Annotated in this window: 16 protein-coding genes; 8 read left to right on the top strand and 8 right to left on the bottom strand. The window is 72.6% G+C overall.

Going from position 1 to position 17,673, the window contains the following annotated elements:
* Positions 1-36: 36 nt before the first annotated feature.
* From ABD841_RS30610 to ABD841_RS30590, 5 genes are all read right to left on the bottom strand, one after another.
* Entirely contained in the window at positions 37-753 is a 717-nt protein-coding gene (locus tag ABD841_RS30610; RefSeq protein ID WP_344979027.1) for a hypothetical protein, read from the bottom strand.
* Between the two features lie 177 nt (positions 754-930).
* Positions 931-2,190: an alanine racemase gene (locus ABD841_RS30605; protein ID WP_344979025.1), complete on the bottom strand. Its 1,260-nt coding sequence runs from the start codon at positions 2,188-2,190 to the stop codon at positions 931-933.
* A complete protein-coding gene (locus ABD841_RS30600) occupies positions 2,187-3,743 on the bottom strand; it encodes an IucA/IucC family protein (protein ID WP_344979023.1) in 1,557 nt (518 codons plus the stop codon). The genes ABD841_RS30605 and ABD841_RS30600 overlap by 4 nt, the downstream gene beginning before the upstream one ends.
* Entirely contained in the window at positions 3,740-5,344 is a 1,605-nt protein-coding gene (locus tag ABD841_RS30595; RefSeq protein ID WP_344979021.1) for an IucA/IucC family protein, read from the bottom strand. Before ABD841_RS30595 ends, ABD841_RS30600 begins: the two co-directional genes overlap by 4 nt.
* A gap of 158 nt (positions 5,345-5,502) precedes the next feature.
* A complete protein-coding gene (locus tag ABD841_RS30590; RefSeq protein WP_344979019.1) occupies positions 5,503-6,663 on the bottom strand; it encodes an ATP-grasp domain-containing protein in 1,161 nt (386 codons plus the stop codon).
* Between the two features lie 179 nt (positions 6,664-6,842).
* Here ABD841_RS30590 and ABD841_RS30585 point away from each other — a divergent pair, with 179 nt between their 5' ends.
* The 6 genes from ABD841_RS30585 to nudC all read left to right on the top strand — a co-directional run bounded on the left by ABD841_RS30585 (position 6,843) and on the right by nudC (position 11,639).
* Positions 6,843-7,214 (top strand): hypothetical protein, encoded by a 372-nt coding sequence (locus ABD841_RS30585; protein ID WP_344979017.1) that lies wholly within the window; start codon positions 6,843-6,845, stop codon positions 7,212-7,214.
* 15 nt (positions 7,215-7,229) lie between these two features.
* Positions 7,230-8,648 carry a sensor histidine kinase gene (locus tag ABD841_RS30580; RefSeq protein ID WP_344979015.1) on the top strand — a complete coding sequence of 473 codons (1,419 nt, stop codon included), beginning with the start codon at positions 7,230-7,232 and terminating at the stop codon, positions 8,646-8,648.
* Positions 8,645-9,307: a response regulator transcription factor gene (locus tag ABD841_RS30575; RefSeq protein ID WP_344979013.1), complete on the top strand. Its 663-nt coding sequence runs from the start codon at positions 8,645-8,647 to the stop codon at positions 9,305-9,307. The genes ABD841_RS30580 and ABD841_RS30575 overlap by 4 nt, the downstream gene beginning before the upstream one ends.
* A 95-nt stretch (positions 9,308-9,402) precedes the next feature.
* A complete protein-coding gene (locus tag ABD841_RS30570; RefSeq protein ID WP_344979011.1) occupies positions 9,403-9,798 on the top strand; it encodes a hypothetical protein in 396 nt (131 codons plus the stop codon).
* A 143-nt stretch (positions 9,799-9,941) separates the two neighbouring features.
* Positions 9,942-10,424, top strand: a complete 483-nt coding sequence (locus ABD841_RS30565) for a class F sortase (protein ID WP_344979009.1) — start codon at positions 9,942-9,944, stop codon at positions 10,422-10,424.
* A 264-nt stretch (positions 10,425-10,688) separates the two neighbouring features.
* Positions 10,689-11,639, top strand: a complete 951-nt coding sequence (gene nudC / locus ABD841_RS30560; RefSeq protein ID WP_344979006.1) for an NAD(+) diphosphatase — start codon at positions 10,689-10,691, stop codon at positions 11,637-11,639.
* 256 nt (positions 11,640-11,895) lie between these two features.
* Here the strand turns inward: nudC and ABD841_RS30555 are convergent, their stop codons facing one another.
* The 3 genes from ABD841_RS30555 to ABD841_RS30545 all read right to left on the bottom strand — a co-directional run bounded on the left by ABD841_RS30555 (position 11,896) and on the right by ABD841_RS30545 (position 14,465).
* Complete coding sequence (locus ABD841_RS30555) at positions 11,896-13,002, bottom strand: sulfite oxidase (protein ID WP_344979003.1); 1,107 nt, start codon at positions 13,000-13,002, stop codon at positions 11,896-11,898.
* Between the two features lie 166 nt (positions 13,003-13,168).
* Positions 13,169-13,423, bottom strand: a complete 255-nt coding sequence (locus ABD841_RS30550; RefSeq protein ID WP_344979002.1) for a mycoredoxin — start codon at positions 13,421-13,423, stop codon at positions 13,169-13,171.
* Between the two features lie 58 nt (positions 13,424-13,481).
* Positions 13,482-14,465 carry an alpha/beta hydrolase gene (locus ABD841_RS30545; protein ID WP_344979000.1) on the bottom strand — a complete coding sequence of 328 codons (984 nt, stop codon included), beginning with the start codon at positions 14,463-14,465 and terminating at the stop codon, positions 13,482-13,484.
* 177 nt (positions 14,466-14,642) lie between these two features.
* Between ABD841_RS30545 and ABD841_RS30540 the strand changes: the two genes are divergently transcribed.
* Both ABD841_RS30540 and tesB read left to right on the top strand, forming a co-directional pair.
* On the top strand, positions 14,643-16,712 hold the full coding sequence (locus ABD841_RS30540) for an ATP-dependent DNA helicase UvrD2 (RefSeq protein WP_344978999.1): 2,070 nt from the start codon (positions 14,643-14,645) through the stop codon (positions 16,710-16,712).
* On the top strand, positions 16,709-17,575 hold the full coding sequence (tesB, locus tag ABD841_RS30535) for an acyl-CoA thioesterase II (RefSeq protein ID WP_344978998.1): 867 nt from the start codon (positions 16,709-16,711) through the stop codon (positions 17,573-17,575). Before ABD841_RS30540 ends, tesB begins: the two co-directional genes overlap by 4 nt.
* Positions 17,576-17,673 lie beyond the last annotated feature (98 nt).

The raw sequence follows: 17,673 nt of genomic DNA, 5'->3' as shown, positions 1-17,673 counted from the left end.
AAGCGCCGCCCCGGCGTGTGACATGCGCCGACGGCCTCACTCCGCCGGGTCGGGCAGCAGGACGGGAGAGACCTTCCCCGGCTGCAGAGGGAAGAACGTGTGCTCGCAGGCGATGCCGTCGCCCTCTTCGGCGAGCAGCACGGCCACGCGCTCGGCGAGATCGAGGAGGCCGGGAGGATAATCGGGGTAGTCCCTGTTGTGCAGGGAGTAGTCCTCACAGTCCGGCTCGCGCCATACGTCGATCTCGATCGGGCTCGTGGGCGAGGCGAAGAACGTCTCCTCGTCGTCCTTGTCGTAGCCCTCCTTCTCGATGACCTCCAACCCGGGAAGCACGCCCGACAGCAGCTCGATGACGCGTCGGTCGGGGATGTGCGCGCAGTGGTAGACCCGCGCCGCAGGACCCGTCGGATGGGGCATGCCGGGGTGCGCGTGCCCGTGCAGGCGCCGGGCCAGTCCCTCGACCACATGCTCCGGCGTGTATTTCTGCCCGCCGCCCGTGGCTGTCGAGAAGGCCACATAGGCGGTCCGCCAGGGCCGCGACAGCCCCACCCGGACTTCGAGATCCGGGGTGGCCTCGATCGGCCCCTTCAGGTACACCTTCTCTCCCGCCGAGATCTGCGTCGTGCCCCCGACGGCCCGGGGATTGAGGAGCCGCACGGTCTCCAGGACCGCCCCCGGGTCGGGCACGTACGGCAGGAACAGCGTCGGCCCCCTGCGCAGACGCCCGGCCAGGAAGAAGTCACGAACACCCATGGAAAGCCTCCTGCAGTCTCGGCACTGGTGACCAAAGTCGCAGAACGTACTTGGACCTCGCTTGGGGCCGGCGAAGCGCCTGGTTGCAGGGCAGACGTTGCCCGATGCGGAACCGGCCCGCCGTCCGGCTCGACCCGCGAGCGGAACACCTGCTCTGTCTCCGCTGCCCACGCGCTGTCACGCTGGAGCGGACCGCCAACCGGCCGCCTCGACCGGCAGGTAGTGGAAGCCGGGCGCGGGGTGCATCAGGAAGTCGTGGTGGGAGATGTTCCACGCGTAGGCACCGGCCATGGTGAACTCCACGACGTCACCGGGGGCCAGGGCGACCGGTACGTTCCGGGCCAGGACGTCCTTGGGCGTGCAGAGCTGGCCGACGATCGTGACCGGTTCGCCGGGCGGCAGGGCGGCCAGGGGCTGGGAGTGCCCCTTGGTGGCGGGGGTCCGCAGGTGGTGGGTGCCCCCGGCGACCACCGCGAACAGCTCGCCGTGGACCCGTTTGACGTCGATCACCCGGGTGACGTACCGCCCGCAGTAGACGGTCAGCGACCGTCCCGGCTCGATCCGTAGCACCTCGCCGGGCCGCCGCAGCCGCGCCAGGCCCGCGCCGTAGGCGCGCCAGTCGAAGCGGGCGGCCGGGTCGGCGTAGGAGACGGCCATGCCGCCGCCCAGATTGATCTCCGAGACGCCCAGCCCCCGTGCGTACTCCAGCACGGCCGCGGCCAGTTCCAGCAGGGCGGAGGCGTCGAGCCCGCTGGCCAGGTGGGCGTGGACGCCGCGCAGCCGTACCGTGTCCTGCCGCTCCAGCATCGCCACACACTCGGCGACGCCGTCCGGGTCCATGCCGAACGGGGTCGCGCCACCGCCCATGGCCAGCGACGCCCCCTCCACCGGCACGTCCAGGTTGACCCGGAGCAGCAGGTCGGCCGGGCGGCCGGTGGCCAGGAGGCGGCGCAGCTCGTTCGGGCTCTCCACGTGCAGCCGGGTGACGTCGGACAGCAGTTCCGCGCCGGTTTTGCCGGGCCCGCCGAGCGCGACGGGCATGCCGGGGAACAACTCCCGCACGTGCGCCAGCTCCCCGGCCGAGGCCACCTCGAACCCGTCCACGTGCCGCGCGACCACCCGCAGCAGGTTCGGGTCGGGGTTGGCCTTGACCGCGTAGTAGAGCTCGACGTCGCCCAGCGCCTCCCGTACGGCCGACATGTGCGCGTCGAGTCCCGCCAGGTCGTAGACGTAGGCGGGCAGTTCCTCCGGGACCGGCCCGCTGACGGTCCGCGCGCCGTCGGCCTGCCTGTTCACGGCCTGGGCGCCGTCGGCCTGCCTGTTCACGGCCTGCCCGTCCCCGGTCCGGGCGCCGCCGTCCGGTCCTTCCCCGGTCCGGGCGCCGCCGTCCGGCTCGTCCGTGACCTGGCCGCCCGTGGTCCGTTCGCTCGCGGTCATGACAGCACGGCCAGCGGGTTGGCGACGGGCACGTACCCGGCCGAGCGGTCCGCCGAGCGCGCCCACCGGACCGACAGGTTGGCCTTGGCGGGCAGCGGAGCCCCGGCCAGCAGGTCGGACAGCGGTGCCGGCCATCCCCGGGACCGCGCGTACCCGGCCAGGACCTCCCCGGCCACCGCCCAGAGCTCCCGCGTGGACCCGGTCCCGGCCAGGGAGGCGGCGACCTCGGCGAGGTGGTTGACCATGAGGCAGTAGACCACCCGGTTCCAGCCGCCCGCCTCGTCGTAGGTGAGCGCCTCGGCGACCCGGCCGGGCAGCCCGGACAGGTCGTGGCGCCCGGCGACCAGCTTGGTGCCCTCCAGGTCGCGGAAGACGGCCTCCACGGGCAGTCCCGCCTCGTCCACCCCGATCAGGACGTTCTGCAGGTGCGGTTCGAGCACCACGCCGTGGGTGACGTACGCGTCGAGCACCGGCGGCGCGACGCGTTCCACGTACGCGCGCCACCACTCCACCGGGTCGGCCACGGACCGTCCGGTGGCGGCCACCGCGCCGCTCAGCAGCGGGGTCACCCCGGGCCGGCAGACCGACCACGGGCTGGCGCGGATGATGACGCCGAGCCCTTCGAGGAGCCGGGTGCCCAGGTCGGCGGAGCGGTATCCCGGTTCGGGCAGCCAGCGGGTGCCGGGGAAGCGCCCCGTCAGCTCCTGGAAGACCGGCTCCAGGCGCCGGCTCAGCTCCACCGCGCCGGCCAGCTCGTACCAGGAGTTCTTCCGCAGGCAGTTGGTGATCCGCACGTCCAGGCTGAACTTCAGGCAGCGGTCGATGAGCGGCTCGTAGACCGTGCGGACCGACGAGGTGGGCACCGCCGGCCGGGCGCCGTCCCCCAGGTCGACCAGGCGGCCGTCGGCCAACGGCGCGGCCAGGTCCGCCGCGAGCAGCTCCAGCTGCCACGGGTGCGCGGGGAGCAGCCGGTAGCCGGGCGGCGCCTGGCCGAGCGCGTCGAGCGGGCCGGTGTCGCCCGCCTCGGCCAGCACGTCGTCCCTGACTCCGAGGAGTCGCAGCGGGAAGCTCGCGTGCGCCTCGGGGGCGTAGCGCAGCCAGCTCTCTCCGTCGCGCGCCTTGGGGCTGGGGTGGAACGGGTGCCCGAAGACCAGCTCCTGCTCGGAGGCCAGCCACGGGTCGGCCGGGGGCCGCGCGTCCCGCCGGGCCATGAGCAGCGCGGCCATGGCGTCCCGGCTCGTGCTCACCTGGGCGGCGAACTCGTCGTTGCCCCCGCCGAGTTCGGCCTCCACGAGCCGGACGAGCAGGTCGGCCGAGAGCGGCTGCCAGGAGCCGCCCTCCAGCCACTCGGCCTGGCCCTCGAACCGCAGCGCGAGCCCGCCGTGGGTGCGGGCCCGCAGCAGGGTGTCGGCCACGCGCAGCAGCACGTACGGTTCGGCGTGCCAGACGTGCCCGCGTGGCCCCGCCACCTCCCGCACGCAGCAGCGCAGCAGTGCCGCCAGGGACGCCTCCTCGGCGACGGCGGCGGGGGAGTCGAGCGTGAGGCTGGTCATGGCGTCCTTAGCATGATCATGTTTTGCGTGGTCTGGGGCGGCTGGCGGAGGTAGTTCGGTCCGCTCGTGCCGTAGAACTTGTTGACGTCGCGTGCGCCGGTGCGGGCCTTGTCCACCAGGGTCCCGGCAGTGATCATCGACTTGCCGACCAGCCGGGCGGCGTCGAGAGTCCGCGCCCGCAGCAGCCTGGCCATCGGGTCCTCCCCGTACGGCGCCAGGGCCGCGGCGAGCGCGTCGCGCACCAGCCCCGCGGCCTGCGGGGACGGCAGCGTGCCGAACGCCACCGCGGCGGCGGACAGGTGCAGGGTGATGGTCACGAACACGTCGGCGAGCGCGTGCGGGTCGTCGGTGAACATCCGCCGGTCGGCGAAGCCCGGCACCGCCAGGCCCGCGGCCCGCAGCCGGTCGGGCGAGGTCAGCAGGCCGTCGTTGTCCTTGACGAGCAGCTTGGCGGGACCGTTCCCGAACACCAGCGACAGGTTCTGCTGGTGGGCCTCCAGTGCCGTGCCGTACCGGACGAAGAGCCGCACGTGGAAGTCGAACAGCAGCCGCAGGTACCACCCGAGCAGCCCGGTGACGTCCCCGCCGAACCACCGCCCGGCCAGTTCCCGGGCCACCAGCCCGCCGCCGGGCAGGGGCGCGGGCAGGGCCGCCACCGGGACGACCTCGCCTGCGGGGTGACGGCGGACGAGCCAGCCCAGGTACTCGTGCCCGGCGTGGCCGAAGGTCTGCTCGTCGGCCAGGAGCACGTCCGGGTGGGGCATCGCGCGCAGCAGCAACTCGGCCCGTGCCCCATCGGCCAGCGTGTCCGGCTTGATCGACCTGCGGTTGCGCAGCCCGAGCGTGCTCGTGGCCAGCGGAAGCTTCAGGTGCGTGCCGGGGGCGATCTCGACCGTGCGCATCGACAGCGTGGGCCTGACCACCAGGTGCGGCTCCGGCGCCATGATCGCCCACGGGATCTCCTCGACCGCCGGGACGGTCAGCGGGTGCACGGGGAACAGCACGTGCGTCTCCGCGAGCTCCTCGGCCAGCCCGGCCTCGGCGAAGCCCGGCGCTCCCGGCGGTTCGGCCCCGGTCAGCCGTTCCCGGGGCACCGCGGCCCAGCGCAGCGCGAAGGCGGGTGCGAACTCCGGCGCGTACGCCGTCAGCTGCTCGTCGGTGAGGCCGGCCCGGGACCGGGCGGTCGGGTAGACGGGGTGGTCGACGAACGCGGCCAGCGTCTCGTACCGCACGGTGTCGTGCCCCGGCGAGGCGGAGGCGCCCAGCCGGGCCAGCACCTCCTCGCGGCGGGCGTCGTGGAGGTCGAGGCCGCGCAGCGCCTCGTGGCACTCCCGGACGAACGCCTCGACCCCGGACGCGTCCGCCGGGGCGGAGATCTCCCGCAGGGTGTCCAGGACCTCCGCCAGGCGCAGTGCCTCCTCCGGGGCCGCCACGAAGTCCTGGAACAGGGAGCCGGGGACCAGCCGCACCCGCCGGCCGCCCGGCAGGAGCAGCGCGACGCCGTCCTTGCTCCGGGTCACCCGCCCGGCCAGGCCGCCGTAGTCCTCGCGCAGGAGGGCGTTCAGCACCCGTGCCGCCAGGTACGCCTCCCGCGGGCTCACGGGGCCTCCGCCGTTCATGTGACTGCCCGTGGGTTCTTGGCGGCTTGTGGGGTGTCCGCCGTTCACGCGATCGCCTACGGGTTCCCGGTGGTTTGCGGGGGGTCCGCCGTTCACGCGATCGTCCACCGGTTCCCGCGGGCTTGTGGGAGTCCTGCCGCTCATGCGATCACCCACGGGTTCCCGGCGGTGAAGGCCGCGACGGCGGCGTCCACGCCGGCCCGGTCGGGCCCGATCGCGCGGACGATACCCAGGTAGTCGCGGTTGGTGTGGTTCCGGTCGATCCGGTCGCCCACGGCGCGCAGCGGCCGGTGCCAGACGCGGGTCCGCTCCCCGGGCGCCGGGACGACCGTGCCGGGGGCCGCCACCACGGTCCCCGAGCGGTCGGCGACCAGGCTCAGCGCGGTCCCGTGCCCCCGGGCCGGATCCGGCTCGGCCGCCGCGGACCCCAGGTGCACCCCCAGGATGAGCTCGAACAGCGGCACGCCCAGCAGGTCGGCGAGGAGGAAGTCGCAGTGGTCGCCGATCACCCGGTAGTTGACCTCGATGATCCGCGGACCGGCCGGGGTCATGACGTACTCCGTGTGGCACGCCCCGAATCCCACCCCCAGCGCCCGGAGCGCCCGGAGCACGTGCTCGCGCCCCGGTGGGTCTCCCTTCCAGTCGAGGCGCTCCTCCACGAAGTGCGGTGGCGGACCGAGGGTGGTCCGGAAGCCGCCCAGCACATGGATCCGCTCTCCGTCGCCGAGCGTCTCCATCGTGTGCAGGGGCCCTTCGAGATACTCCTCCACGACCAGCGCCTCGCCCGGCCGCCGGTCCCGGATCACCCGCACCACCCGGGACAGCTCGTCCGCGTCGCCGACCAGCACGACGTCCTCGCTGGCCACGCCCTCGCGGGGTTTGACGACGACGGGGAACGGCAGGTCACGCGGGGGCGGGTCACCGGGTGCCAGCCGTACCGAGCGCACGGTCTCCACGCCCGCCGAGGCCAGGCGCCTGCGGGTGAGGGCCTTGTTCTTGGCGTCGACGCAGGCCCGCCAGTCCTTGCCCGGCAGGCCGAAGTAGGCCGCGGCCAGCGCGGTCTCCGCCTGGATGTGGTCGGAGTTGGAGAAGATCGCGTCCGGCGCGCGGTGGTGCGCGACGGTGTCGATCACCGCGCGGGCGTCGCGCACGTCGCAGTGGAGCACCTCGGTCCCGGGGTGGGCGTGCTGGTCGGGCCGGTCGGTGAGGATCGTGACCTCGCAGCCCAGGGCACGTGCCGCCGGGAGGAAACCGTCGGTGACCGAGTCGGTCGGTTTCAGCGCGGTCAGGTACAGCCGCAATGCAGGGACCCCCGATGAGCAGGTAAGGCTAACCTAATTCGCCGCATCCTAGCCGGACGGAGATCATCGTGCGGAGGCGATTGATGATTCACGGTACATGTCCGGTCTCGTCCAAGGATGAGAGTCTTCTCATCTCTGTCGCAGCCTCATCTCCGCCGAATGCACCTAACGTGGACGTCGTGAGCCGCAGGACGTCCGCCGTCGCCGTGCTGTCCGGGATCCTCGTCGCCGTGATCGCCATGGTCACGGTCGTGTGGATGTTCCGGAGCGGTCCGCATGACCTCGGGCCGTCCGTCGTGGTCGACGGGAAGGCCCGGGGCGGTGCGACCGGGGGCGCCTCCTCCGGACCGGCGGTCCCGGGGGATCCCGACGCCTCCGGCGGTGCACGGACCACCCCCGACGCCGGGCCCGCCACCCCGACGCCGCGCCTCTCCGCGACCGTCAGTCGGCGCGCCGAGCCGGTGGAGCCACCGCCACCGCCGCGGGGCGGCGGTGACGACGATGACGACGGAGACAACGACGGCGGTGACGATGACGGCGGTGACGACTGAGGCCGCGGCCGAGCGGTGAGCGCCCGAGCCCGCATCGTGGGCTGGATGCTCGTGGTCGTCGGCCTGGCCCTGACCGTCTCGGTCTTCGCGACCTCGACCATCCTGCTGGCCAGGCTCGACGATCGGGTGTACGCCGAGCTGGCCAACGAGATGGAGAAGCTCCGCCGGTACGCGCAGAGGTCGTCCGCGGCGCCCGAGCCCCTGCTCAAGGACTACCTGGCGGTCAACGCCCCCGACCGGCACGAGACCTTTCTCGTGATCGTCGACGGTGACGTGTGGCGCACCTACGCCGAGCCGCCCGCGGCCCTGGACACCGACCCGGAGCTGGTGGCCCGCCTGGCCGCGGTGACCGGCCCCGAGCAGGACTGGGCGACCAGCGCGGCCGGGCGCGTTCGCTGGGCGGCCATGCCGGTGATCGCCGACGGCCGGGTCGAGGGCGTCTTCGTGGCCGTCGTCTTCCACGACCTCGAACGCCGCGAGATCGTCGACGCGGTGCGCGTGCTGGCGCTCACCGCCGTGGCCGCGCTGGGCCTGGCCGGTGCCGCGGGATGGTTCGTGGCCGGCCGGGTCCTCGCCCCCGTGCGGCTGGTCCGCCAGACCGCCGAGCGGATCGGCGACTCCAGCGACCTCACCCGGCGCCTGGCCGTCTCCGGCGACGACGACGTCTCGGCCCTGGCCGCCACGTTCAACCACATGCTCGACCGCCTGGAACGCGCCTTCGCCGTGCAGCGCGACTTCCTCGACGACGTCGGGCACGAACTGCGCACTCCCATCACGGTCATCCGGGGCCACCTCGAACTCATGGGCGACGACCCCGACGACCGCGCCGCCACCCTCGCCCTCGTCACCGACGAGCTGGAGCGGATGCACCGGATCGTCGACGACCTGCTCACCCTCGCCAAAGCCGAGCAGCCCGGCTTCGTCACCCCGGGCGAGGCCGAGCTCGCCGACCTCACCGTCGAGGTCGTGGCCAAGGCGCGCGCCCTGGGAGCGAGACGCTGGAGGGTGGACGAGGTCGCCGAGGAACGCGTCGCCGCCGACCGGCAGCGCCTCACCCAGGCGCTGATGCAGCTGCTGGCCAACGCCGTGCGGCACACCGGTCCGGACGACCTGATCGCCGTCGGCTCCGCCGTACGGGACGGGCAGGTCGAGCTGTGGGTACGTGACAGCGGCCCCGGCGTGCCGGAACGGGACCGTGAGCGGATCTTCGACCGGTTCGCCCGCGGTGTGGACCGCCCCGGGGCGCACGACGGCGCCGGCCTCGGCCTGTCGATCGTCCGGTCCATCGCCGAGGCGCACGGCGGGACCGTACGCGTCGAGGAGGCGCACGGCGGGGGCGCACGCTTTCTGATCTCCTTCCCGTACGCGGAGATCCCCTCTCCGGCGTACGGCGAAAACGACCATGACAGCCGGAGCGGGAGGGACCCGCAGTGAACCGCATTCTGATCGCCGAGGACGAGAGCCGGATCGCCTCTTTCCTGGAGAAGGGCCTGCGCGGCAGCGGGTTCACGACCACGGTCGTCGAGGACGGCCTCGCCGCCTACGAGCACGCCCGGTCGGGCGGCTTCGACCTGTTGATCCTGGACATCGGACTGCCCCTGAGTGACGGGTTCACCGTGCTGCGGCGGCTCCGGCAGGAGATGGCGACCATCCCCGTGATCATCCTGACCGCCCGCGACAGCGTCGCCGACACCGTCGCGGGCCTCGAAGGCGGCGCCGACGACTACCTGGCCAAACCGTTCGCCTTCGAGGAACTGCTGGCCCGGGTGCGGCTTCGCCTGCGTCCCGAGCGCGTCCCGGAGACGACCGTCCTGCGCGTCGGCGACCTCGCCCTCGATCTCCGGACCCGCCGGGCCCACGTCGGTGACCGCTCCGTCGACCTGTCCACCCGTGAGTTCACGCTCGCCGAGATCTTCTGCCGCCATCCCGACCAGGTCCTCACCCGCGAGCAGCTGCTCAGCCACGTGTGGGGGTTCGACTTCGACCCCGGCTCGAACGTGGTCGACGTCTACGTCCGCTACTTGCGCCGCAAGCTGGGCAGCGAGCGCATCGAGACGGTCCGCGGCTCGGGTTATCGCCTGCGAGCCGGATGAGGGCGCTCTCATCCCGCGCTCATGCCGGAGCCACCGCCCGCCGGAAACCTGGAGTCGTCCGCCCGGAGAGGCGGAGACGACCTTCAGGAGGACCAATGGACCTGGCGGCACGACGGACCCTGCTCGCCATCGCGATCACCCTCGGCCTCGGCACCACCACTCTCGCCATCAGCCTTCCCGCCCACGCGTTCACCTCTCCGACCCCGCCCACGGCGGCGCTCCACCTCATGGACGACGACGGTGACGACGATGGTGACGACGACGGCGACGATGACGATGACCGGGCTCCGTCCGGTGGGGTGGAGACCGGTCAGGGCGGTGCCCGTGACGACGACGATGACGATGAGGTCCCGTCCGGTGGGGTGGAGACCGGCCACGGTGGTACGGCCGGTGAGGAGGTCCCGCTCTGGGTGCCCGCGGGACTGGCCGGGTTCGGGCTTCTGGCGGGTGGCGGCTTCTGGCTCAGCCGACGCTTCGTCTCCGGGAGCTGACCGTGCGGAGCCTCACCACCCCTCTCGCCGTGCTCGCCGCCGTAACGGTCGTGGCCACCTGCTCCGCGTGCGGTACCCCGGGTACCTCGCAGACGCCCGCGGCCCCCGACACGGCCGGACAGGCCGCACCGGTCGTACGACCCGTGAAAGCCGATACCGCCGGGGCCGCGCGACCTCCCGCCGGAGGTGACGTCGCCGCCCCCGTACGGCTCCGCATCCCCGCGATCGGTCTCTCCAGCCGGGTCGTCCCGCTGCGGCTGGACGCGGCGAGGCGGCTCGTCGCCCCCACCCGGTTCGACCTGGTCGGCTGGAACAAGGCCGGTCCCGAACCCGGCGAGGCCGGAGCGGCCGTCATCGCCGGGCACGTCGACTCCAGGTCGGGGCCCGCCGTCTTCTACCGGCTCCGTACGTTGCGTCCGGGGCACCGGATCCACGTCGACAGGGCCGACGGGAGCACGGTCACGTTCACCGTCCGGCGCCTGGCCCGCTTCCCGAAGAACCGGATCCCCGACCGGCAGGTGTACGGTTCCGCCGAGGGCGCGGAGCTCCGACTCGTCACCTGCGGCGGCGACTTCGACCGCAAGCGGCGCAGCTACCGCGACAACGTCGTGGTGTTCGCCGCCTGACACCCGCCCGTACGGCACCACCTGATCGCGATCGGCGCGACCGCCGGAAGGCCCGGCGGTCGCGTCTCGCGTGTGGAACCGGGTCGCGTCCCGGGCGTGCGCCGGGCCGCGGAGGCCCCGCGGGAGCGCGGCGGCGGGCGGAGGCATCCTCGTGACCAGGCGCGGGGAAGCCGCGATGCCGGAAGTGCCGCGTCGGGCGGCATAGGATGTGCACGCGGTTGGGGAGGGCGGAACAGCGTGGATATCGCGGCACAAGAAGGACTGTTGGGACCGCTGCTGCTCGCGCGCAGTGCGATCGACCGTTCGGCGGCGCTCCGGGGCAACACCGAGTGGCTCGAAAGGGCGTGGGCGGACGGCGCGACCAGGGTCGTGGTCGTCGACGACGGTCAGGCGCTGGTCCGCCGGAGCGGGGAAGAGGCCCGGCTGGTCCTGTTGTCCACGGCCGACGCGCCCGAGGGGGAGCGTTACCTGCTCGGTGTCGACACCGAGGGCGTCGCCTACTTCGCGGTCTCGGCCCCGCTGGCGGGCGTCGACCACAGCGGCTCCTTCGGCCGGATCGTCGCCCCGCTGCCGCCCTCGGCGCTGCAGGAGGGCGAGGCGATCGCCGCCGGGCTCCGCCAGGTGGGGTCACTGCTGGGGGATCTGGACGCCGGGTTGCTGGTCTACGCCGTCGCCCTGGACGCGTGGCACTCCACCCACGAGTTCTGCCCCCGCTGCGGGAGCCGCACCGAGGTCAGCTCGGGTGGCCACGTACGCGTCTGCCCCAAGGACAGCAGCCAGCACTTTCCCCGGGTCGACCCCGCAGTGATCATGCTGGTCCACGACGACCAAGATCGGTGCCTGCTGGCCAGGGGGCCGCAGTGGCCCGAGGGGCGGATGTCGGTGCTGGCCGGGTTCGTCGAGCCGGGCGAGTCGTTGGAGCACGCGGTGGCCCGCGAGGTGGCCGAGGAGGTCGGCGTGCGGGTCACCGACGCGCGCTACCTGGGCAGCCAGCCCTGGCCGTTCCCGCGCAGCCTGATGCTGGGCTTCTTCGCGCGGGCCACGTCCACCGACTTCGCCCTCGACCCCGAGGAGATCGCCGAAGCCCGCTGGTTCACCCGCGCCGAGCTGCTGGCCGCGATGGAGCGCGGCGAGGTGCGCCTGCCTCCCGAGGTCTCGATCGCCCGCAGGCTCATCGAGACCTGGTACGGCGAGCCGCTGACCGGAGACTGGTAAGTCTGTCTTGCCACCGGCCGGTCTTACCAGCAGCCGGTCCGCCATCGGCCGGTCTTGCCACCGACCGGCCTTGCCATCGGCCGGTTCTCTCGCCGCCGGTTCTCCGGCGGCTGGTTCTCCCGCGACCGGTTCCTCCGCGACCGCGTGACCTGCCCTTCCGCGGGGGCCTTCGGCAGCCGGCCTTCTCGCGGCCGATTCCTCACCCGCCGGTGACCGGTCCGTCGGGGGAGGCGACGGCCGCGCCCGCTCGACCGTCTCAGCCGACGACGGTGACCGGAACCCGGTGGACCAGGTTGTTGGCGAAGCCGCCGCGGTTCCACGGCTGTGTCAGCGGCTGTGTCCGGCCGGTGGCGTCGGTCGCCCGGGCGCACAGTTCGTACCGCCCCGGCGCGGTGGCGTCCCAGGCCCACCGCCAGCCGCGCCAGGCCGTCGGTGAGGTCTCGGCACCCAGTTCGGCCTCGCTCCAGCTCTCGCCGCCGTCGCTGCTCACCTCGACCCGGGTGACGGGCCCCCACCCGGACCAGGCGCGGCCCTCGACGGTGATCCGGCCCGCCCTGGCGAAACGCGCCCGGGTCATGAAGTCGGGATGACCCGGCGGGATGAGCAGCGCCCGGGGCTCGATGCGGGTCACCGGCTCGCCCGGCTCGTCCGGGCTCTGGCGGAGCCGGTACGCCACCGCCTGCTGGAAACCGTCGAACGGCCGGTCGACGACGGTGATCTCCCGTAGCCATTTCACGTGCGTCATGCCGTACCAGCCGGGGACGACGAGCCGTAGCGGGGCGCCGTGCTGCACGGGCAGCGGGACGCCGTTCATCTCGTAGGCGAGTATCACGTCGGGGCGGAGTGCCTCGGCCAGCGGCAGGCTGCGCTGGTAGTCCTGCTCCACGCCGCGCTCGATGCCGTGGTCGGCCCCGGTGAACACGACCTCCACGGCGTCCGGGTCGATGCCGGCCTCGGCCAGCAGGGGGCCCAGGGGCGTGCCGGTCCACTCGGCGGTGCCGACGGCCTCGACCAGCCACGGCTGGCTGACCGGCCGGGGGAGGAGGTGGGCGCGCCCGTTGCCCGCGCACTCCATGGTGACCCGGACCGTCGTGCCGGGCCGGGCGCGAACGGCGTCCAGGTCCAGCGTGATCGGCCGGGAGACCCGGCCGCCGACGGACAGCCGCCAGGTCGCCGGGTCGAGGGCGGGCATGTCGTAATGGGTCAGGAGGTAGTGCAGGCCGAGCGGGGTCAGGTCGTAGCGCAGGGCCTCCAGCGGCATGCCGTGGTTGCGCGCGGCGAGTTGCAGCTCCTCGATCGAGATCGCCTCCTGGGGCTCCGCGAGCCGGCCGGGCGCGCTCAGGGGGCGGACGGTGCCATCCATCGGTTCCTCCAGCGACGACAACGACGACGTGCCACGGGCGGCGGCGAAGTGCTTCAAGCGTAGCCTCGGGCCGTCATGCCGATCTTCCCCGCTCCGCGCTCGGCGGCCCCGCCGTACGGACATGTGTGGGCCCCGGCGGTCGTCACGCCGGGGCCCATGTGCGCGACTACGCGCCGGCGCCCGCCAGGATGCGCTTGACCTCGATCACCGAGGGGTTGGTCCTGACGACCTGGCCGCCGGGAGACTCCACCACGACGGTGGGGACGGTCTGGTTGCCGTTGTTGACGCTCATGACGAACTTCGCGGCGTCCGGGTTGCTCTCGATGTCGATCTCCTTGTAGGAGATGCCCTCGCGAGTGAGCTGGCTCTTCAGCCGCTTGCAGGGACCGCACCAGGTGGTGGTGTACACAGTCAGCGCCATGTCGTGAGAAATCCCCTCATGAAGTGTTCGGCGCCATTGGCAACAAAGCTGGAGCCGTTCATCTTCCCGCGGCCGCCGCCAGCCCGCTTCCCCCGCTGCTTCCTCCACCGAAGAGCTTCTCCGCGACCCACTGCTGGACCGTGTCCGCGACGCCCGGCAGCCGGTAGAGGGGGGCGCTGTGCTCGACCCCCGGCTCGGTCAGCACCGTCATGGGGATGCCGACCTGGGCCAGGCGCTCCTTGAGCTGGTAGCTGTGCTCGGCCGGGACGAACTCGTCCGCCGAGTGCACGGTCAGCATCGGCGCGTCACCCCGGCTCGCGTGCTGGGACACCTCCATGCTCGCCCAGATCCTGGCGCACTTGCCGACGGGTTCGCAGCCGCCGGCCAGCCTGATGGCGGCCGCGCGCAGCTTGCGCTTGTTCAGGTCGAAGGTGTCGGCACCCTGGATGTACGCCGTGAGCGGCGAGATCACCGGGGAGATGCCCACCACGCCGCGCAGTCCCGGCAGGCCGGTCTTGTAGGTGCCCGCCGCGGTGGCCAGATGGCCGCCCGCCGAGAAGCCGATGACGACGTAGTTGTTCGGGTCGAAGGACCACAGCGCCGCGTGCCGGCGCGCGGTGGCGATGGCGTCCAGGGTGTCGGTGCGCTGAGCCGGCCAGGAGGCGTCGCCGGAGAGGCGGTAGTTGATGTTGAAGACCGTGTAGCCCTGCTCGGCGTAGCTCCGGCTTATCTCGGTCATGTACTTCTTGTCGCCGGACGACCACCAGCCGCCGTGGATCAGGAAGACACCGGGCCGCCGGATGACGTCCGTCTGGTACCAGACATCCATGCGCTGGCGCGCGTGGGGACCGTACGCGACGGTGTCGACCACGGTGCCCTGGACCAACGGGTCGGGCTCCGCCGTCGGCGCGGGAGTGCGCTCGGCCTTCACCGCCGTCTTCTCCGCGGAGGCCGCGTGCGCGTGCGAAGGGGTGTGGACCGCCGCGGGGCCGAGCACCAACGCCGCCAGAGCGAGCGCACCCACGGTTACCGCAGTTCGCACGGGTTTCTTCCTTCCCCAAGCTTAGTCCGACCCTATTGTGGGGTAGATAGGCCGGTTTGTGCATCTCGGCGAACGACATAGGTTGACGGCGGCATGTTGCCAGAATGAACGATGCCTTGGCCAGCGACGGGCAGGATGTCTCCGTCCGATCCGTTCGACGACGTGTAAGGAGTCTCCGTGGCGCCCGACGACGTTCTGGCGGGGCTGGATCCCGAGCAGCGTGAGGTGGCCGAAGCCGTCCGGGGGCCGGTCTGCGTGCTCGCGGGTGCGGGGACGGGCAAGACGCGCGCCATCACCCACCGCATCGCCCACGCCGTCCGCACCGGGGTGGTCGACGCCCAGGGCGTGCTCGCCGTGACATTCACCACACGCGCCGCCGGAGAGCTCCGGCAGCGGCTGCGGCAGCTCGGTGCCCCGGGGGTGCAGGCGCGCACCTTCCACGCCGCCGCGCTGCGTCAGCTCACCTACTTCTGGCCGCGCGTCATCGGCGGCGAACCGCCCAGGGTGATCGAGTCGAAGCTGCCCCTGCTGGGCGACGCCTGCCGCGCCGTCCGCAGGAGCCCCGACCGCTCGGAGCTGCGCGACATCGCCTCGGAGATCGAGTGGGCCAAGGCCACCCAGATCGGGCCGGAAGACTATGCGGAGGCCACGCGCAAGGCCGGCCGGACCCCTCCGGTCCCCGCCGAGGACGTCGTCCGGCTCTACGAGGTTTACGAGAGGCTCCGCCGCGAGCGGCACCTCGTCGACTTCGAGACCATCCTGGAGCTCACCGCGGCCGTGATGACCGAGCACCGCGAGGTGGCCGCCCAGATCCGCCAGCAGTACCGCTACTTCGTCGTCGACGAGTACCAGGACGTCAACCCGCTGCAGAAGCTGCTGCTCGACACCTGGCTCGGCGGCCGCGACGACCTGTGCGTGGTCGGCGACCCCAACCAGACGATCTACTCCTTCACCGGCGCCACGCCCCGCTACCTGACCGGCTTCCCGGTCGAGTATCCCGACGCCGCCGTGATCAGGCTGGTCCGCGACTACCGCTCCACGCCGCAGGTCGTCTCCCTGGCAAACCGGGTGCTCGACCGGGCACGCACCCCGCACAAGCTCACCCTGATCGCCCAGCGCCCGGACGGTCCCGAGCCCGTCTTCACCGAGTACGACGACGAGACCGCCGAGGCCGAGGGGGTCGCCCGGGCGGTGCGTAAACTCGCCGACGGCGGCGTGCCGACCCGCGAGATCGCCGTACTGTTCCGGGTCAACGCCCAGTCCGAGGCGTACGAGCAGGCGTTCAGCAGGGCCGGCGTCCCGTACGTGCTGCGCGGCGCCGACCGCTTCTTCGAGCGGCCCGAGGTCCGCCAGGCGGTCGTGCTCCTGCGCGGCGCCGCCCGCTCCGCCGAGCCCGGCGACGCGCTGGCCTCGACCGTCCACCACATCCTGGCCGGCATCGGGCTGACGCCCGAGCCGCCCGGCGGCGGCAAGGCCCGGGAGAAGTGGGAGTCGCTGAAGGCCCTGGCCGACCTCGCCGAGGACCTCGCCACCGAGGGCGCCGACCTCGCCGGCTTCGTGACCGAGTTGGAGCGCCGGGCCAGCGAGCAGCACGCGCCGCCGGTCGAGGGGGTCACCCTCGCCTCGCTGCACGCCGCCAAGGGCCTGGAGTGGGACGCGGTCTTCCTCGTCGGCCTCACCGAGGGCATGCTCCCGATCATCTACGCCGAGACGCCCGACCAGATCGAGGAGGAGCGCCGTCTGCTGTACGTCGGCGTCACCCGAGCCCGCGCCCACCTGGTGCTGTCGTGGGCGCTGGCGCGTTCGCCCGGCGGGCGCCGCTCCCGCCGGCCGTCCCGCTTCTTGGACGGGCTCACCGGCCGGGCGCCCTCGCGCGGCCGGACGACCCCCGCCGGCGCCGGGGAACGCCGCCAGGTCGCCACGCCGGTCAGCTGCCGGATCTGCGGCAAGACCCTGGCCGCCGCCGCGGAGCAGAAGCTCGGCAGGTGCTCCGCCTGCCCCGTCGACTACGACGAGTCGCTGCTGGAGGCGCTCAAGGTCTGGCGCGCGGGCGTGGCGAAGGAGACCAAGGTCCCGCAGTGGGCCGTCTTCACCGACGTCACCCTCCAGGCCATCGCCGAGCGGGCTCCGGTCTCCGAACAGGACCTGCTCGCGATCGCCGGAATCGGACGCGTCAAACTGGATCGTTACGGCGAGGCGGTGCTCGGTCTGTGCCGCACCGCCGCAGATCGGACGGAGGACGCGTGAACGAGGCGCTCAAGGAGCTACTGGACCTGCTGGACCTGGAACAGATCGAGCTCGACATCTTCCGGGGCCGTAGTCCCGAGGAGCGCATCCAGCGCGTGTTCGGCGGCCAGGTGGCCGCCCAGGCGTTGGTGGCCGCGGGCCGGACGGTGCCGGACGACCGGAACGTCCACTCGCTGCATGCCTATTTCATCCGGCCGGGTGACCCGGCCATCCCGATCATCTACAACGTCGAGCGGGTCCGCGACGGCCGTTCCTTCACCACCCGGCGGGTCGTGGCCATCCAGCACGGCAAGGCGATATTCACCATGTCGGCCTCCTTCCACGTGGCCGAGAGCGGGGTCGAGCACCAGGCGGCGGTCATGCCCGAGGTGGCCGGACCGGAGGAACTGCCGCTCTTCCAGGAGCGGATGCTCCAGATCGTGGGGGAGGACTCCCCGATGCGGGAGCTGCTGACCAGGCCCAGGCCGGTGGACGCCCGCTACGTGACCCCCCTCACCTGGGAGGCGCACCGCGACCCGCAGCTGCGCGGTTCGGAGACCAACGTGTGGTTCCGCTACGACGCCGAACTGCCCGACGACCCGCTGCTGCACGTGGTGCTCGCCGCCTACGCCTCGGACTTCACCCTGGTCGACACCGTACTGCTCGCCCACGGCCTGGCGTGGGGCGCCTCCAACCTCTCCGGCGCCTCACTGGACCACGCGATGTGGTTCCACCGGCCGTTCCGGGCGGACGACTGGATGCTGTACGCCCAGGAGTCGCCGTGGTCCGGCGGGGCCCGCGGGCTCGCCAGAGGCGAGATGTTCACCCGGTCCGGAGAACTGGCGGTGTCGGTAGTCCAAGAGGCCATGATTCGCGTGAGATAGTTGCAAAGTCGCAGGTAGAAAATAAGTTGCCCGTCCCCGGCAACGGGGTTTAGGGTCATGGTCAAGCAAGTCGGACGCTACTGTCCGACGATCAACGA

The organism is Streptosporangium fragile, assembly GCF_039534445.1.
GTDB lineage: Bacteria > Actinomycetota > Actinomycetes > Streptosporangiales > Streptosporangiaceae > Streptosporangium > Streptosporangium fragile.
The sequence above is the reverse complement of the archived record's forward strand: the minus strand, read 5'-3'. Positions and strand labels throughout refer to the sequence as shown.